This window comes from Thermostichus vulcanus str. 'Rupite' (assembly GCF_022848905.1).
GTDB lineage: Bacteria > Cyanobacteriota > Cyanobacteriia > Thermostichales > Thermostichaceae > Thermostichus > Thermostichus vulcanus_A.
In genome coordinates this window covers 13778-29591 of record NZ_JAFIRA010000004.1, presented here as the reverse complement: position 1 = coordinate 29591, position 15814 = coordinate 13778, and the positions used below count along the sequence as shown (strand labels likewise).

General features: G+C 55.0%; 15 protein-coding genes. 4 read left to right on the top strand and 11 right to left on the bottom strand.

Annotated features, from left to right (window positions below; all coding sequences use genetic code 11):
- Positions 1–3: 3 nt before the first annotated feature.
- Entirely contained in the window at positions 4–318 is a 315-nt protein-coding gene (locus JX360_RS02755; RefSeq protein ID WP_244349049.1) for a hypothetical protein, read from the bottom strand.
- Positions 319–498: 180 nt separating this feature from the next.
- Here JX360_RS02755 and JX360_RS02750 point away from each other — a divergent pair, with 180 nt between their 5' ends.
- Complete coding sequence (locus JX360_RS02750) at positions 499–750, top strand: hypothetical protein (protein WP_244349048.1); 252 nt, start codon at positions 499–501, stop codon at positions 748–750.
- A 95-nt stretch (positions 751–845) separates the two neighbouring features.
- Positions 846–2192, top strand: coding sequence for a (Fe-S)-binding protein (locus JX360_RS02745; protein WP_244349047.1), 1347 nt, complete (start codon positions 846–848; stop codon positions 2190–2192).
- Positions 2193–2453: 261 nt separating this feature from the next.
- Here JX360_RS02745 and urtE read toward each other — a convergent pair whose 3' ends face one another.
- The 7 genes from urtE to JX360_RS02710 all read right to left on the bottom strand — a co-directional run bounded on the left by urtE (position 2454) and on the right by JX360_RS02710 (position 9344).
- Entirely contained in the window at positions 2454–3206 is a 753-nt protein-coding gene (gene urtE / locus JX360_RS02740; RefSeq protein ID WP_244349046.1) for an urea ABC transporter ATP-binding subunit UrtE, read from the bottom strand.
- Positions 3207–3256: 50 nt separating this feature from the next.
- A complete protein-coding gene (urtD, locus tag JX360_RS02735) occupies positions 3257–4024 on the bottom strand; it encodes an urea ABC transporter ATP-binding protein UrtD (RefSeq protein ID WP_244349045.1) in 768 nt (255 codons plus the stop codon).
- A gap of 32 nt (positions 4025–4056) precedes the next feature.
- Positions 4057–4635, bottom strand: a complete 579-nt coding sequence (locus JX360_RS02730) for a Uma2 family endonuclease (protein ID WP_244349044.1) — start codon at positions 4633–4635, stop codon at positions 4057–4059.
- A 32-nt stretch (positions 4636–4667) separates the two neighbouring features.
- Complete coding sequence (gene urtC, locus JX360_RS02725) at positions 4668–5777, bottom strand: urea ABC transporter permease subunit UrtC (RefSeq protein ID WP_425244346.1); 1110 nt, start codon at positions 5775–5777, stop codon at positions 4668–4670.
- A 45-nt stretch (positions 5778–5822) separates the two neighbouring features.
- The gene (gene urtB, locus JX360_RS02720; protein WP_244349043.1) at positions 5823–6980 is read right to left on the bottom strand and encodes an urea ABC transporter permease subunit UrtB; all 1158 of its coding nucleotides are present in this window, start codon (positions 6978–6980) and stop codon (positions 5823–5825) included.
- A 135-nt stretch (positions 6981–7115) separates the two neighbouring features.
- Positions 7116–8393: an urea ABC transporter substrate-binding protein gene (urtA, locus tag JX360_RS02715; RefSeq protein WP_244349042.1), complete on the bottom strand. Its 1278-nt coding sequence runs from the start codon at positions 8391–8393 to the stop codon at positions 7116–7118.
- Positions 8394–8945: 552 nt separating this feature from the next.
- On the bottom strand, positions 8946–9344 hold the full coding sequence (locus JX360_RS02710; RefSeq protein ID WP_425244345.1) for a cupin domain-containing protein: 399 nt from the start codon (positions 9342–9344) through the stop codon (positions 8946–8948).
- Between the two features lie 274 nt (positions 9345–9618).
- Here JX360_RS02710 and JX360_RS02705 point away from each other — a divergent pair, with 274 nt between their 5' ends.
- A complete protein-coding gene (locus JX360_RS02705; RefSeq protein ID WP_244349040.1) occupies positions 9619–10977 on the top strand; it encodes a hypothetical protein in 1359 nt (452 codons plus the stop codon).
- Positions 10978–11030: 53 nt separating this feature from the next.
- Positions 11031–13121, top strand: coding sequence for a hydantoinase/oxoprolinase family protein (locus JX360_RS02700; RefSeq protein ID WP_244349039.1), 2091 nt, complete (start codon positions 11031–11033; stop codon positions 13119–13121).
- Positions 13122–13208: 87 nt separating this feature from the next.
- On the opposite strand, the gene JX360_RS02695 is transcribed toward JX360_RS02700, so the two are convergent.
- The 3 genes from JX360_RS02695 to JX360_RS02685 all read right to left on the bottom strand — a co-directional run bounded on the left by JX360_RS02695 (position 13209) and on the right by JX360_RS02685 (position 15797).
- Entirely contained in the window at positions 13209–14006 is a 798-nt protein-coding gene (locus tag JX360_RS02695) for a HEAT repeat domain-containing protein (RefSeq protein WP_244349038.1), read from the bottom strand.
- Positions 14007–14166: 160 nt separating this feature from the next.
- Complete coding sequence (locus JX360_RS02690) at positions 14167–14922, bottom strand: peptidylprolyl isomerase (protein WP_279611193.1); 756 nt, start codon at positions 14920–14922, stop codon at positions 14167–14169.
- Positions 14923–14972: 50 nt separating this feature from the next.
- Positions 14973–15797, bottom strand: coding sequence for a hypothetical protein (locus tag JX360_RS02685; protein ID WP_244349037.1), 825 nt, complete (start codon positions 15795–15797; stop codon positions 14973–14975).
- Positions 15798–15814 lie beyond the last annotated feature (17 nt).

Genomic DNA, 15814 nt, shown 5'->3' with positions numbered 1-15814 from the left:
GGACTAGGTTTGGGATCCCCGCTGTTGCTCCAGGTAGCGCCGGTAGGACTCTGGGGGAATTGCCCCACGATAAGCACCACAGTAGTAGAGGGTGAGCACCGCTTTGTAGGCCCAATCGCTCGGCACCACATCCGGGAAGGGGCTGGGCAAAGTATCCGCCTGGTTGCTGGCGCAGGCTTGCAAAATTTGTTCTGTGGTCAGTTGTTCCGCCAGATCAGGAGGAAGTTCCCGCAGGTTCGCCTGGGCTAGCGCTGACCCAGACAGGCTCAAGCTGGAGAGCGTCGCTAACCAGAAGGTGGAAAGGAGAAGGTGTCGCATGTTCATTGGTTCCAAGGATGAGGAGGGATGGGATCCACTGGGCAAGTCTTTTCTACTTCTTGTCCGTTGGGTATCTACAGGGTAGTACGCGCAAAAGGCGAGTTTGGATGGGCGGGACTTGCGTCTGAGAGGCTGTTCCGAGATTAAGATGCAGAGGAACGGTGGCAGCGAGTCGGGCAAATGGCGGATCCTGTAGAGCCAGAAGAGAGAACAGAAGACAAGATTGAGTCACTGCGGCAGGCACTGGCCTTCTTTTTAGAAGACAACCTCATCGACCGCTTTGAGGCGGATGGCCTGAAAACCTTAATTTTGCAGGATGGGCAGATTTCTGAAGCAGAGAAAGCCTTCTTGCAAGAGGCCATCACCCACAACAACTTCGACAGTGAGGCCCTGTCTTTGCTCAAAGAGTTGCTGCAACGGCAAGAACTCTAGGTCGTTGGAGATGAATGGGATCCCGACGGCAAGCTTATTTTATTTATGGTGTCTTAATCTCTTTTTATCTGCTGATTGTCTTCTGAGAACCGGATATGTCTGAGCCAGTGGCGTTGTCGCAAGGGCCAATGTTCGATGGAGTGGATCCCCCGGATCCAAAATTGATCGATGCCTGTGTCCATTGCGGCTTTTGCCTGACCACCTGCCCCAGCTACCGCGTCATTGGCAAAGAAACCGATTCTCCGCGGGGACGCATCTACCAAATGGATGCCCTCAATCAGGGTCAAATTGCCCTGTCTCCGGCCACGGTTTCCCATTTTGACAGTTGCCTGGGCTGCCTGGCCTGTGTCACGGCCTGTCCGTCTGGGGTGCAGTACGACCGGTTGATCGCTGCCACCCGACCGCAAATTGAGCGCAACTACCCACGCAGCCTTTGGGATCGGCTGTATCGCCAATTCCTCTTCACGGTGTTTCCCTATCCAGGGCGGCTGCGGCCTTTGTTGTGGCCCCTCTGGCTCTACCAGCGCATGGGAGGGAAAGTCCGCGCTTGGATCCGCAAAAGGCTGGAAAAGGTCTCCCCCCGGCTGGCGGCAATGGAATCTCTCATGCCCCCGCTTCAACCCGAGCAACTTTTGCCGAAGCAGTACCCCGAGCGGATCCCGGCGGTGGGAGAACGACGCTTTCGGGTGGGGTTGGTGCTGGGCTGTGTGCAACGGCTCTTTACCCCGCAGGTGAATGAGGCCAGTATTCGTGTCTTGACCCGCAATGGCTGTGAGGTGGTGATTCCACCGGCGCAGGGCTGTTGTGCGGCTTTGCCCCACCATCAAGGGCAACTCCAGCAGGCGAAAACCTTGGCCCGGCAGATGATGGATGCTTTCGCACCCTATGAACCTGAGTTGGATGCGATCTTGATCAATGCCTCCGGCTGCGGACACACCCTAAAAGAATATGGTCACCTTCTGGGCCAGGATCCCGTCTACAAAGAGAGAGCCGCCCGTTTTGCCGCCCAGGTGAAGGATATTCAGGAGTTTCTGGCTCAGGTGGGTCTCACCACTCCTTTGCAGCCGCTGCAACCGGAACCGCTGGTGCTGGTGTATCAGGATGCCTGCCATATGCTGCATGGGCAACGGCTCAGCCAAGAACCCCGCCAACTGTTGCGGCAAATTCCTGGGTTAGAACTGCGGGATCCGGTGGATGCGGCCCTCTGCTGTGGCAGTTCTGGGGTTTACAACCTATTGCAACCTAAGGTTGCGGCTGAGCTGGGATCCCAAAAAGTGCAAAACCTCCTCAATACGGGCGCTCAAGGGATTGTCTCCGCCAACATCGGCTGCCGCTTACAAATCCAGAAACACTTAGACTTGCAGGGTCGGCAGGGGATCCCGATTGTTCACCCGATGGAGCTGCTGGATCGGGCCATGTCACCCCAGCCTGGATTCCAGTGAACCAACCCATTTCATGAACCAACCCATTTCAAATTTCAAAAGGGCTAGACGCTGTCGTGAGGGGGATTAACCCCCTGCTAGATGACTCATGTTGGGGCCGCTATGACCCTCCAGGTCGTCCGTAGGACGATGACCCTCCGGGTCGTCCGTAGGATGAGAGGCGTTGGCGTTCATGAAACGTTATCACCATAAGTTCGGGAGAGCCATCAAGACAACCAAATCCAAATGTCGAGGGGTTCGGGTACCCCTTCCCAATCTCTCTTAAACCGAGAGATGAGAGCGAACTTTTTCCTCATCCATCTGGCTAGTCAAGCCTTCCATGATCAGGGAACCGTTTTCTACCAAATAAAAGTAGTCAGCTAAGCTCTGGGCAAACTCGAAATACTGTTCCACTAGCAGTACGGAAACACCCCGTTCCTGTTTAATACGGGTGATCGCTTCTTCGATCTCGATAATGATGGAGGGTTGGATCCCTTCTGTGGGTTCATCTAGCAATAACACTTTTGGATCCGCTACCAAGGCCCTAGCGATGGCCAATTGTTGCTGTTGCCCACCGCTTAAATCTCCTCCGAGTCGCTTCAGGAAAGAACGAAGCATCGGAAATAGCTCATAGACAAACTCTGGTACAACCCGTTCTTTGGCAGGCGCAGCTTCTAACCCAATCAAAAGATTCTCTTCTACGGTTAGGCGGGGAAAAATTTCTCGCCCCTGAGGCACATAGCCGATCCCAGCACGGGCCCGCAGGTTAGGGGGATAATGAGCAATGGGCTCCCCATTGAACGTGATGCTGCCTGTACAGTCCTTCAGAAGTCCCATCAGGGCTTTTAGAGTGGTGGTTTTACCCATACCATTGCGACCCAGAAGGCAAACCGCCTGACCCGGAAAGATCTTGAAGGAGAGATCCTTCACAATTAGGCTTTGCCCATAGTAGACCTTCAAGTTGGAAACCTCTAGCAGAGGCCTAGAATCATTCTGGGATAGGTTTTGAGTCGCGGTAGCCTCTTCTGTATTCATCGGATTCCTTTGCCCTGTTTCCATAATGGGATTAATCAAATAAGTGATAATTATCCTTTGGCCTTGTGAGAGCCGAGATAGACTTCAATCACCCGTGGATCATTTTTTACCTCCTCAAAGCTGCCCTCACACAACAGTGCCCCTTGGTGCAAAACGGTAACTTTCCGGGCAATTTGCCGGACAAACACCATATCATGCTCGATCACCACAATGGTGTGATCTTTGGCCAGAGATTGGATCAGTTCTCCTGTCGCTTCTGTTTCTTTATCCGTCATCCCGGCCACGCATTCATCCAGCAACAGCAAATTAGGATCCTGAGCAATGACCATGCCGATTTCTAGCCACTGTTTTTCCCCGTGGGAGAGCAAACCTGCCGGGATCCGATCCTTATGGGTAAGGCCAATTGTTTCTAGCAAGGCATCGATTTTATCCGTTAGGTCTCGCTTGCCAAGTAAGGTGGAGAACACTCCCTTATTGGGGTTAAAAGATAATTCCAGATTCTGACGTGGGCTGAGATTTTGATAAACACGCGGCGTTTGAAACTTACGACCAATCCCAAGGTTCGAGATTTGATACTCTTTGAGTTTAATTAGATCTTTCCCCTTAAATAAGACACGTCCCTTGGTGGGTTTGACCTTGCCTGTCAACACATCTAAGAAGGTGGTTTTGCCCGCTCCATTTGGGCCAATGACCACCCGTAATTCCCCTTCATCTAAGGAAAAGTTCAACCCATTGAGAGCCTTAAACCCATCAAAACTGACGGTGAGATCCTGGATTTGTAAAATTTGTCGGGTAGCGGCAGGAGCTGCAGTGAGCATAGGGATTGCATCCAAGAAGAAAAGGCCAGAGGTTAAACACTCATTTTCAACCAATCAAACAGTTGATCGGCACTGATTGGCCAAGGGATCCCGGACAAAACGGGCAATGGGTCGGATCCCTGTAAACTTTTGGGCAGGCGATCTGGAAAGAAGGCAACCACTGAGCAATCGCCCGGATCCACAAGCCAGCCGAGCTGTCCTCCTTGTTCCAGGGAAAACAAAATCTTACGGATCACCCATCCAGAGTTTTTCTCAGGGGAAAGGATCTCGATCATCCAATCTGGCGAGATCAAGACATCATCACGCGGTTCTCCATCACTACCAAACTCAATATGCTCCCAGAGTAAGACAACAATGTCAGGCACGATTGAGCGTCCTGCAAACGTACAGCGGAGTTCAGGAAAGGCATAGGCGATTTTTGCCGGCTTGGCTATCTGGTTAATGGCAGAGGAAATCTCAAACTGAAGGATACTATGTCGGCGCCTGGGCATAGGTTTTTGGTAAATTCGATGGTCGAAAAACTCCAGCGCCGGTTTCTCCTCCGGCAACTTTAGGAACTCCTCCAGAGAGTGGGGGGAAGTGAGGGTAGTGGCCATCGTGATCTGCCCCATCAGTTTGGATCCCTTCTACCTTAAACTGTCTACTAAGCTGGGGAAGTATCGGCCAAGCGCCGACGCCAAAGTTGAAAGGTGACCCACAGTTGTTTGCCCTGGGTACGTACCCAACCCACCAATCCATCTGGCAGCACCAGCACCACCAGCAGGAATAAGCCCCCCTGGAAGAAGAGCCAAATTTCCGGGAAATTCTCACTGAGAAGACTCTTGGCGAAATTCACCAACACTGCTCCGATTACAGCCCCCACCAAGCTAGCCCGACCTCCCACAGCAACCCAGATCACCATTTCAATGGAAAAAGGAATCGACATGGCATTGGGGGAAATGATCCCTGTCTGCAAGGTAAATAGAGCTCCGGCGATTCCTGCCAATCCGGCAGATGCTGCAAAAACCAACACCTTAAATCCAGTTGGGTCATAACCCGAAAAGCGCACCCGCGGTTCATCATCTCGAATGGCCACTAGGATCCGCCCAAAGAGACCACTGGTCAGCCACCGGCAGAGTAGGTAGGCCAAGGCTACAAACACAATGGTTGTCACATAAACGGCAAAGCGCATCTCGGAAGAATTCACATTGATCCCAAACAGAGTTCTAAAATCTGTCAATCCGTTGGTGCCGTTGATCAAGCGTTGTTGGCCGTTGAAGAAGTTAAAGAAAATAATGGTGGTGGCTTGAGTTAGAATCGAGAAATAAACGCCTCGGATCCGATTTCTGACCACCAAATAACCCAGTGCTGCTGCCACCAAAGTTGGGATCAGAACAATAGCAATGGCTGTCAATGGAAACGAATAAAAAGGTCGCCAAAACCAGGGTAATTCTGTTACCCCATACAAACTAAAAAACTCCGGGATCCGACCATCGGGTAGCTGCAAATTCAGGTGCATCCCCAGCGCATAGCCCCCGAGGGCGAAAAACACTCCATGTCCCAGGCTAAGCATTCCCGTATAGCCCCAGATCAGGTCAATCCCCAGGGCCACAATGCTCAGAGCCAGAAACCGCCCCAATAAATTGAGACGGAAACTGGACACCATCGCCGGAGCCAAGAAGATCAGCGCTAGCACCACTCCAACTAGGATCCCACCCTCCAATAGCAGTTTGTGGCGAGAGTTGGGATCCCGACGTTGAGCGGGAGTAGCCATGACATCAGCAGTATTGGGAGCGTGAAGCACCTTCGTTTCTCCGTTCTAGGCATCCACTGTTCGACCTTTTTCCGGGAAAAGACCCCGCGGGCGCACCTGCAAAAAGGCCACAATCAGAGCAAAAACCATCACCTTCGCCATACTGGTGGTGGCAAAAAAGTTCAGGGTATCCGTCAATAGGGGTACTCCCGGAAGGATCAAGGCCAAGGTGCCGGAACCAATCAAAAAGTTGGCAATACCAATGCCTAAAGCTGCCATAATGCTGCCCAAGAGCTTGCCCACACCGCCCACCACAACCACCATGAAGGTATCAACGATGTAGTTTTGACCGGTATTGGGCCCCACGGATCCCAGCAAACTGACCGCCACTCCTGCCACCCCCGCTAGACCAGATCCAATCGCGAAGGTAAGGGCATCCACGGTTCGGGTCGGGATCCCCACACAAGCACTCATGGCCCGATTTTGCGTGACCGCCCGGATGCGCAGTCCCCAGCGGGTGCGCTGCAGAAAAATGTACAGACCGATGATGCAGAGAAGGGTGAGGCTAATGATAAACAGGCGAGTATTGGGTAGGAAGAGATTGCCCACTGGGATCCCACCTCGCAGCCAACGGGGGGCAGTCACGTCCTTGTTTTGAGCCCCAAACCAGGGTTGTGTAACCGCTAGGGCATAGGTTTGCGCCAACACCCGCCCACCCACGGTCACAATCGCCGTGGAAAGCACCAGCAGTAAGGTGAGTACCCAGCCTTTGATCCGCTGCCAATCCACCCGTTTGGCCAGCAACCACCAGCCTCCAAAAAACAGCAAACCAAACCCCCCCAGCCGTAACGCCAGCACCCAATTAACGCTGCGTACAAACTGCTGCAAGATTAGGCTGACTCCCCAGGTGGCCAGTAGAGTTTCCAGTGGACGACCGTACAAGAAGCGGATCACCCCCCGTTCCAGACCCCACCCCACCAAAGCGGTGACCAAGAAAGCCGCAATCAAAGCTGGAAAAATGTAGAAATCCCGCCAGGGATCCCCCAATTGTCGGAAGCCATTTTGCACCACAAAGGTGGTGTAGGCCCCCAACATCATCAGCTCGCCGTGGGCCATATTGATTACCCCCATGAGGCCAAAGACAATCGCCAAGCCCAAAGCCGCAATCAGCAGGACAGTGCCGATACTGATGCCATTAAACAAACTGTCGAAGAGCAAGGTCATAAGCTGGCGATCCTTGTGCGAACGAACCTAGGGAAGCTTCATGGAAGGAAGACTCAACCCCCTCCCTGAACAGTAAATCGGGATCCCTTCTGGCCTCAGTCCTAGCCAGGGGATCCCGACCTTCAGACACTGAGATTACGCTTCCACTTTGTAACGACCGCCCTTGGCTGGATCCGACCAGTCACAGGCGTAGCCCTTGGTTTCCGCCACAAACTGGTTCCAGGGCAAGGGATCTACGGCATCAGTGGCTGAAATCACCTCAAACAGCCCGTCGGAACGCACTTGCCCAATCCGCACATACTTGGTGAGATGGTGGTTGGTGTTCATAGTCACCATCCCTTCTGGAGCATCGAAGGTCTGGCCGTAGGCAGCTTGCCGCACTGCATCGATCTCTACGGTTCCGGCTTTCTCCACCGCCTGCTTCCAGATGTAAACCATGATATAGGCGGCTTCCATCGGGTCGTTGGTGACACGGTTTTGGCCGTATTCTGCCCGGAAAGCCTCCACAAACTTTTTGTTGGCCGGGGTATCCACCGTCATGAAGTAGTTCCAGGCAGCATAGTGCCCTTCCAGAAATTCGGGGCCGATGGCCTGCACTTCTTCTTCAGCGATACTGACGGACATGGAGGGGTAACGATCCGGCCCCAACCCTGCCCCTTGCAACTGGGTGAAGAAGGCCACGTTGCTGTCACCGTTCAAGCTATTGTAAATGACGCCGCCATTGGGGAGAGCGGCTCGGATTTTGCTGATGATCGGAGTCACTTCCGTGTTGCCCAGAGGCAGGTAGTCTTCACCCACCACCTTGCCACCCAGGGCTTCCAGTTGCGCCTTGATGATGGTGTTGGCGGTGCGGGGGAACACGTAATCGGATCCCACCAGGAAGAATTCTTTGCCTTTGTTGTTGAGCAGCCATTCCACTGAAGGCTCAATCTGCTGGTTGGGAGCAGCTCCCGTGTAGAAGATGTTTTTGGAGCATTCCTGCCCTTCGTACTGCACCGGATACCAGAGCTGGTGCTGCTTGGATTCAAACACCGGCAGCACAGCCTTACGGCTGGCGGAAGTCCAGCAGCCAAACACCGTTGCCACCTTGTCAGAGTCGATCAACTTAGTGGCTTTCTCGGCAAAAGTGGGCCAATCGGAGGCTCCATCCTCCACAATTGCCTCAATCTGTTTCCCCAGCACCCCACCGGCAGCATTGATCTCTTTAATGGCCAGTCGCTCGGCATCCACCACACTGGTTTCCGAAATTGCCATGGTACCGCTAAGGGAGTGCAGGATCCCGACTCTGATCGTTTCCCCTTGAGCATAGGCAGGCAGAGAACGCTTGACCCAAAGGTGCGGCCCGAGAGCTACCCCCGCCCCAGCTAGGGCACCCATTTTGATGAGCTGGCGACGATTAAGAGAATGAGCCATGTTTTAGTCTCCGAGATGAAACGGGTTCCAGTTTTCAAGGATTGTCATCTTTCTGGACAGTGTTCGGCCTAGTCCTACTTCTGAACCTATCGCATTCCTACCAGATTGGCTGCCGAGTTCCTACACCCCATAAAGTCGAAAGGCGCAAGGTTCCATCAGACAGGCAAAGGAAGCGGCGTTCATCACTGTTGGCCGAATCTCGTAACATCAAACCCATTTGGCCGAGAGTGAATCGTATCACAGAATACTTTTTCACTGATGCTATTCCTGTGATCCCTACATCCCTTGCCTCATGAGTAACATGAAGGAACTAACCCCTCTGTATTTTCATGGACTTAACTATCCCTTAAGAAGTTTCTGGCCAAAAGGGATCCCTTTGCTAGTTATCTAGTCCCAAGGAGAACAGGAAAATTTTCGGTGCTCGAGCGATCCTGTCGGCGCAGGAGCGCTGCCCAGCCAGCCCACAGATGTAATTCTCTGTTGGATTGTAATTCTGTTGAATAATTCTGAGCGATTCTAAATAATTTGTGAATACAACTGTTGAAGGACTCTTTAATGCTCCGCAGAAGTTAGGTTGTAAAGCACCACATTTTCCTGCTCATTGGGATCGTTGCGGGCCACCAGAGCGTAGGCCGGTTCATCAGGATCCAAATTGAAGGGTTGATGGGGCACGCCAGGCGGAATAAAAATAAAGTCCCCAGCCTCGTTGATCACCGATTGCCGCAGTCCAGGGCCATAACGGGTTTCGACCCGGCCTTTGAGCAAATAAATAGCCGTTTCGTAGTCGCGGTGAAAGTGAGGTTCTGCTGCACCCCCTGGCGGGATCACCACCCGGTTCATGGAAATGCCCTTGGCGCCTGCCGTAGCCTGGGAAATGCCGACAAAGTAGGGCAACTTTTGCAGCGTTAGGGTTTCTGCTGCCGGTCGCACCGTCACAATACCCGCCGACATCGGATCCGTTTGGGGACAGGGATCCCCGGAGGCATTCGGGGCAAGAGAAGTCATGGCTGGCCTGCCTTTTGTATCGGGGTATCGAGTTTAGACTTTGATCCTAGCAATCTCACCCTCAAGGATCCCGAGCAGGGACGGATACCAGCCCTCGCCGCTGCTAGGTTCAGGAGAGATACTGGGAATAGACGATAGGTTTAGCTCCGTCAGAGCAGATCCTGTATCGAGTATCAGAATGGGATCCCTAGCGGATTTGGGCGACAAGCGGAGGTCAAGAGTGGCTGCACAAACATTGGTGATGGATGCGGTAGAACAGCTGGGCCTGCGGGTCACCCTGGGAGATATTGCCTCCAGCACGGGCTTGGCTTTACACGAGGCCAAACAAGAGCTGCTTAATCTGGCGCAAAAGGCAGAGGGACATTTACAAGTTTCAGAACAGGGAGAGATTGCCTACGTTTTCCCACGCGAGTTTCGCAGCATTCTCAGCCGTAAAGAACAACAGGATCGGGCTGCTGCTCTGCGGCGCAAGCTTTGGAAGGGGTTTCTCTACGGGTTGCGAGTTTCCTTCGGCATCATGCTGGTGGTGTCGATTGTCTTGATCATCCTGGCGTTGATCGCGCTGCAGATGGCGGCCAACCGTGGCGATGACAACAACAATCGGGGTCGTTCGCGGGGTGGGTTGGGTTTTTACTACTTTCCCAATCTTTGGATTGGCAACCCCTTTTGGCAACCCTATCCCGACTACGGGTATCAGGGTTATTCGGGACGGGCGCGTCCTCGCCAGCAACCCCAGGAAAAATCGGAGCTGAACTTCTTGGAGGCAGTGTACAGTTTCCTGTTTGGGGATGGGGATCCCAACGCTGATCTGGAGGAAGAGCGCTATGCCTTGATTGGTCAGGTGATTCGGGCCAACGGGGGGGTCATTGCGGCGGAACAGGTGTTGCCCTATTTGGATGTGGAGCCGGGATCCCCTGCCCTGGAATACGAAGATTACATGCTGCCGATTTTGATTAAGTTTGATGGTCAACCGGAGGTCAGCGAGGAAGGGGACATTGTCTATCGTTTTCCTGAGCTGCAGGTGGTGGCGGCAGAGCGCAAGTCAAAGCGGATCCCTGGCGCACTGCAAGAGAAACCCTGGATCTTCAGCCGGGCCACACCTGGTCAGCTGACCCTGGCCGGTGGACTGGGAGTTCTCAATTTCTTTCTGGCAGCGATTCTTTACGGAGCACGCGGGGAAGTGGCAGCCGCTGCCGGGAGCAATGCCTTTTTGGCTTTTATCTATCCCTTGATTGGCTTTCTGTTCCTCTACGGCACCCTATTCCTGGCTGTACCCACCCTTCGCTGGTTCACTCTACAGGGCCGCAATCGGCAGGTGGAGCGCCGTAACCGAGTTCGGCAATTTTGGCAGGAGAAGCTGAAGGATCCCAGCGAAGCGCTGTTGCGGAAGCTCAATTTTGCCCGCCGCTTCAGCCGTCAAGAGGTGGTGCGGGAGTCCGATACCATTTACTCCACGGATCGGGATTTGATTGAGCAACGGGATTATCGTTTGGATCAGCCGGAGTTCCGTCAGCTTTTGGAATCCGAAGCTGTGGAGGAGCACCCAGAAACCAAACCAGTACGTAAGCGCCACCCATAACCTTAACCTGAATATTGACCCGAAAATGGGCTAAACCATTGGGGTGGCCGGACGTGGTAGAAGTTGCACTTCATGCCTCTGATAATCTCTCCGTAGCCAAGCAACGGGATCCCGGACAAAGCTGGGTGCGTCTGGGGATCGATGTGGGGGGGACCTTTACGGATTTGGTGGTGCTGCAGGATGGGCAAATTCGGACGGCAAAAGTGCTCTCTACCCCTAGCCCAGAATTGGGGGTGTTTGCGGCCCTAGACAAAATCGGCCCGGTTGAAATCGATCTGTTCTGCCATGGCATGACGGTGGCTACCAACGCCCTCCTGGAGCGCAAGGGATCCCCAACTGTATTTCTCACCACGGCGGGTTTTCGGGATATCTTGGCCATTGCCCGGCAAAATCGCCCCTCCCTTTACGATCTGACTCAACCCAAACCGGAGCCAGTGGTACCCCGCCATTATTGCCTGGAGGTGCAGGAGCGCTGCAGTGTGGGCGGGGTCCTGGAACCTCTTACCGAGGCGGAGATCCAGCGGGTGATTCAGATCGTGGCGGAACAGGTGGAACGGGATGGGATCCGGTCGATTGCAGTGGGGTTCTTGTTTTCTTTTCTCTACCCAGAGCATGAACAGCGGTTGGGGGCAGCCCTGAGAAAAGCCTTCCCAAACCTCCATATTTCCCTTTCCTGTGAAGTGGCGCCGGAGTTCCGGGAATACGAACGTTTCAGCACCACCGCAATCGATGCCTACCTCAGTCCCGCTCTGGCGGGTTATTTGCACCGGTTGGCGCAAGGATGTGAACAGAGGGGGATCCCGCAACCCCTGATTATGCAGTCTTCCGGTGGAGTAACTTCTATTGCTCAGGCGGCGGCCCATGCTTCGGTGGCTTTGCTCTCGGGGCCAGCCGGGGGAGTGTATGGGGGAGCCTATCTGGGCCAGTTGAGCGGCTATGGGAATTTGCTCAGCTTTGATATGGGGGGAACCAGCACGGATGTGGCCTTGATCCAGAATGGGATCCCACAGGTGAGTCCTGCAGCTGTGGTGGGTGGGTTGCCTGTGCAACAGCCGCAAATTGATCTGCATACCGTCAGTGCTGGCGGTGGATCCCTGGCCCAATTGATGCCAGGGGGTGGGTTGCAGGTGGGGCCAGAAAGCGCCGGATCGAATCCGGGGCCAGCCTGCTATGGGCGGGGGGGAACAGCTCCGACCGTTACGGATGCCAACCTTTGGTTGGGCTATTTGCCGGACGGGGGCTGGTTGGGAGATGCGGTGCAGCTGCGGCGGGACTTGGCTGAGCAGGCCCTTCGCACCGTGGCGGATCCCTTGGGCTTGAGTGTGCAGGAGGTGGCGGTGGGGATCCGAACCCTAGCCAATGGAGCAATGGTGCGGGCTTTGCGGGTGATCAGCGTTGAACGGGGCTTGGATCCCGCAGATTTTGCCCTGTTGGCCTTTGGGGGGGCAGGGCCGATGCATGCTTGTGCCCTAGCAGAAGCTTTGGGGATGCGCACAATCTTGATCCCGGCAGCCTGTGGTGTTCTCTCGGCCCTGGGGATGGCTTTGGCAGATCTACGGCGCGATTATCGGCGGGCGGTTTTGCGTCCTCTCCGCTCCCTTCACCAGGTGGGATCCACCCTCAGTGATTGGGCAGTCCCCCTGGTTCAGCAGGCCCACTTGGATTTGCAGAATCCGGCTTTACAGTTCAGCTTGGATCTGCGCTACCGCGGTCAGTCTTTCGAGTTGGGGATCCCAGTACAGCTGTCGGATCCGGTTGAGTGTATTGAGCAACAATTTCATGCCACCCATCAACAGCGCTATGGCTGGCAGGATCCGGCTCAACCGGTAGAAGTGATCCAGTTGCGGTTGCAGGCGGTGCAGGCTTTGCCGAAAGTGCCCTTGGTAGCTCCTGACCCCTTGCTTAGAGATCTGTCAGTTGAAGTTTGCCCCCCTCGGGGCCAGCGGTGGGCTTGGTTCGGAGGAGCCTTCCAAAAGGTACCCGTTTATGACCGGCTGCAGATGGGAATAGGGTCTCACGTGCAGGGGCCAGCTATTGTGGAGTTACCAGAGGCAACAGCTGTGATTGAGGCGGGTTGGCGGGGAACAGTAGATCAGGTGGGGACGCTTATTCTCAAGCGTTGCTTGGTTTGTGCAAATGAATGATCTGTAATCCTCAGCTAAAGCAGCAGGAGGCGCACGCTCTGCCGGAGGGCGTTCGCCTACCGTGCCGTAGGCCTAGCGTCGGGTACTTTACTCCAAGCAATCCAGCTGATCCGGTTGCTCCAGCACAAAGACTTCCCTCCCCCTGTCGCTTAAGGCTTGCCTAACAGCACGGCAGCCGGGATCCGCTAGCTTTTGCAAAGAGAGCCGCGCATCATCCCGTACTCCCCAATCAGGATCACCACTGGCACTGAGCAACAGCTGCTCCTTCAGAGCTTGGTAGGGGGTTTGATCTGCATCCGGATCAGACAGGAGCTGCTTCAGCTGCTGCCCAAGGATACCCAAGCTCCAGGCACAATTACCCCGCACAGGTGCAACCGGATCCCCGGCCAAGCCCCGGCAGAGGGCCATGGCAACCTCCGGTAGGGCTGAGCAGGGTAAGACTTGTGCTTGGGCTAGTTGTCCGAGAGCACTGGCGGCCCACAGGCGCACGGCGGTAATATCGTTAGCCAAAACCTCCATCAGGACTGGATAGGCGCGGGGATCCTTAGCATTGCCCAAGGCCCAAACCAAGCCCTTGCGCACATAGCCATTCCAATCCCAGCGCAAGCCCTCGATCAACACCTCCACTCCACCAGGATCCGGGTTACGCCCCAAAGCGTAGGCGGCTCCCACCCGCACCAACGGACAGGGATCCCGCACCAAGGTCAACAGTTGCTGGACAGCACGGGGTTCTTCCAGATCGCAGAAGGCTCGCGCCGCTTGCATCCGCAAATAGGGATCCCTATCCTCCAGTTGCTGCAACATCACCTCCACATCCACATCTGGGGGCGGATGCGGCGGGAGTTCGTCCAGCGGTTCTAGTGGAGAAAAAGCGTCTTCGTACATGAAAGGGTGCCTTTGGCAGATGAGGCCGCTGGCAGAGAGGGCAGAAGAGCTGAGCTACAGCAAATAGGAAGCAACTGCGACAAGATGCTCCAAACCAGACCGGCGTCAAGGAGCTGCCAACCGTTGCTGTCGCCCATCATAAGCTGCTGGGATCCCCAGGTTAGGGTTCTTGAAGCGATTGTTCTTGTGCCTGTTGCTGGGAGACTGCTGCTGGAACCGTGAGCCATTCTTCCCCCTCGATCACCCGTGCTGAGCGAATCACATCCCCCACCTGCACCTTATCCACCCATTCCATCCCTTCAATGACGTACCCGAACACGGCGTAACGCCCATCCAAAATCGGCAGGGAAGACAGGCTGATATAAAACTGAGAAGATGCGGAATCCAGTGGGCTAGAACGAGCCATGGCCACCGCCCCCGAACGATGGGGTAGAGCCAAATTACGCAAAGTCACGGGATCCTCGATCAAGGTGTTGTAACGGGGCTGGGGTTCCCCCCGCACTTGAATTTCCAGGGGAATTGTACGCATACGGTTGCTGCCCGGTTCGGTTGCGCCACCCGTGCCATCCCCACGGGGATCTCCACCCTGAACCACAAACGGCTGCGGATCTTTCTCGACCCGATGGAAGGTGAGGCCGTTGTAAAAGCCGCGCTGCACCAAATCAATAAACTGGCCACCCGTGAGGGGGGCAGACTCTCCATGGATCTCGAGAATCACCTTGCCCAACCCCGCCTGAGCGGTTTGCAGCTCCAATTCCACCACAGCTTTGCCCCGCAACTGTGGGCGATCGGCATAGGCAACTGGGATCCCATGTTCAGTGAGAGATTCCAGTGCCGGAGTCGTGCTTCGACAACCGAGCAGGCCGAAGCAGAAGTGCCCCAGAACCAAAACCATTCCTGCTGCGTATCGGTTCATGTGCCCCCTCCCTCTCCATCCGCGATTGAGATCCCCCCAGATCCCATGCTTCAAATCCGCTGCGTTAATCCCAACTGCAAGGTGAAACTTTGGGCACCATTGCTGACGGCCACTCCGTAGGGGCTAATGGAGGTAACCCGCCACTCGGCTTTAACAGGGTGCCCCACTGGCACCTGCCGCACCACATTGTCAATCAAAATCAGGGCTTTGGGGGCGCCCGGATCGTGGATCAACCCCACCAGTTTCATCTGCGGCACCGGCTGGGGTGGGATCCGTACTGGCGCTGGGGGAACTGGAGGAGCTGCGGGCACCGAGGGTGCAGAGACAGCAGGAGAGGCTGCTCGGGCTGGAGCGGGTTCTGCCGCAATGGCCGCTGTCCCTGTTGGCGCCAGAGGGACAGAGTCCTTTGGAGCAGCGGCATTTCCCTCGGGTACCTTAGGCGAATCTTCCTGAGGATTTGTCATCGTGAAGGAAGAATCGGATGCCTGCTCCAGCAGGGAGGTCGGTGTTGCCAACAAGGGATCCCCTTCTGAAGGGTCACTCTCCTTCTCCAAAAAGGGCAATTCCCCCCTGAACTCTCTGCTTGTTGAAAAAACCACTGCCCGTGGGCGTAGAGTCATCCAGAAGGCGAGTCCTGCCACAAAAGTAGCGGCCAAAGCCATCCCCAGCAACATCCCTCCAGAGGACTGAGAACGCCGGGAACGTAATGGAGGCCGCGTGCCGAAATAGGGGTACTCCTCAACCTCCCCCAACCCTTCATCGAAGCTGTGTTCTAGGTCGTCGAACAAATCATCCAGTAGAGAATCCGCTTGCCTAGCTTGGCCAGACTTCCAGGGGGAGCGATGACCCCCGGCTGAAGCATCATACCCAGACATAGAACCTCCCAAACCAA

Bases quoted from the DNA above. Each gene is read 5' to 3' on its own strand.
- JX360_RS02755 (WP_244349049.1), bottom strand. From the start codon at position 318: ATGCGACACCTTCTCCTTTCCACCTTCTGGTTAGCGACGCTCTCCAGC.
- JX360_RS02750 (WP_244349048.1), top strand. From the start codon at position 499: ATGGCGGATCCTGTAGAGCCAGAAGAGAGAACAGAAGACAAGATTGAG.
- JX360_RS02745 (WP_244349047.1), top strand. From the start codon at position 846: ATGTCTGAGCCAGTGGCGTTGTCGCAAGGGCCAATGTTCGATGGAGTG.
- urtE (WP_244349046.1), bottom strand. From the start codon at position 3,206: ATGAATACAGAAGAGGCTACCGCGACTCAAAACCTATCCCAGAATGAT.
- urtD (WP_244349045.1), bottom strand. From the start codon at position 4,024: ATGCTCACTGCAGCTCCTGCCGCTACCCGACAAATTTTACAAATCCAG.
- JX360_RS02730 (WP_244349044.1), bottom strand. From the start codon at position 4,635: ATGGGGCAGATCACGATGGCCACTACCCTCACTTCCCCCCACTCTCTG.
- urtC (WP_425244346.1), bottom strand. From the start codon at position 5,777: ATGGCTACTCCCGCTCAACGTCGGGATCCCAACTCTCGCCACAAACTG.
- urtB (WP_244349043.1), bottom strand. From the start codon at position 6,980: ATGACCTTGCTCTTCGACAGTTTGTTTAATGGCATCAGTATCGGCACT.
- urtA (WP_244349042.1), bottom strand. From the start codon at position 8,393: ATGGCTCATTCTCTTAATCGTCGCCAGCTCATCAAAATGGGTGCCCTA.
- JX360_RS02710 (WP_425244345.1), bottom strand. From the start codon at position 9,344: ATGTCGGCGGGTATTGTGACGGTGCGACCGGCAGCAGAAACCCTAACG.
- JX360_RS02695 (WP_244349038.1), bottom strand. From the start codon at position 14,006: ATGTACGAAGACGCTTTTTCTCCACTAGAACCGCTGGACGAACTCCCG.
- JX360_RS02690 (WP_279611193.1), bottom strand. From the start codon at position 14,922: ATGAACCGATACGCAGCAGGAATGGTTTTGGTTCTGGGGCACTTCTGC.
- JX360_RS02685 (WP_244349037.1), bottom strand. From the start codon at position 15,797: ATGTCTGGGTATGATGCTTCAGCCGGGGGTCATCGCTCCCCCTGGAAG.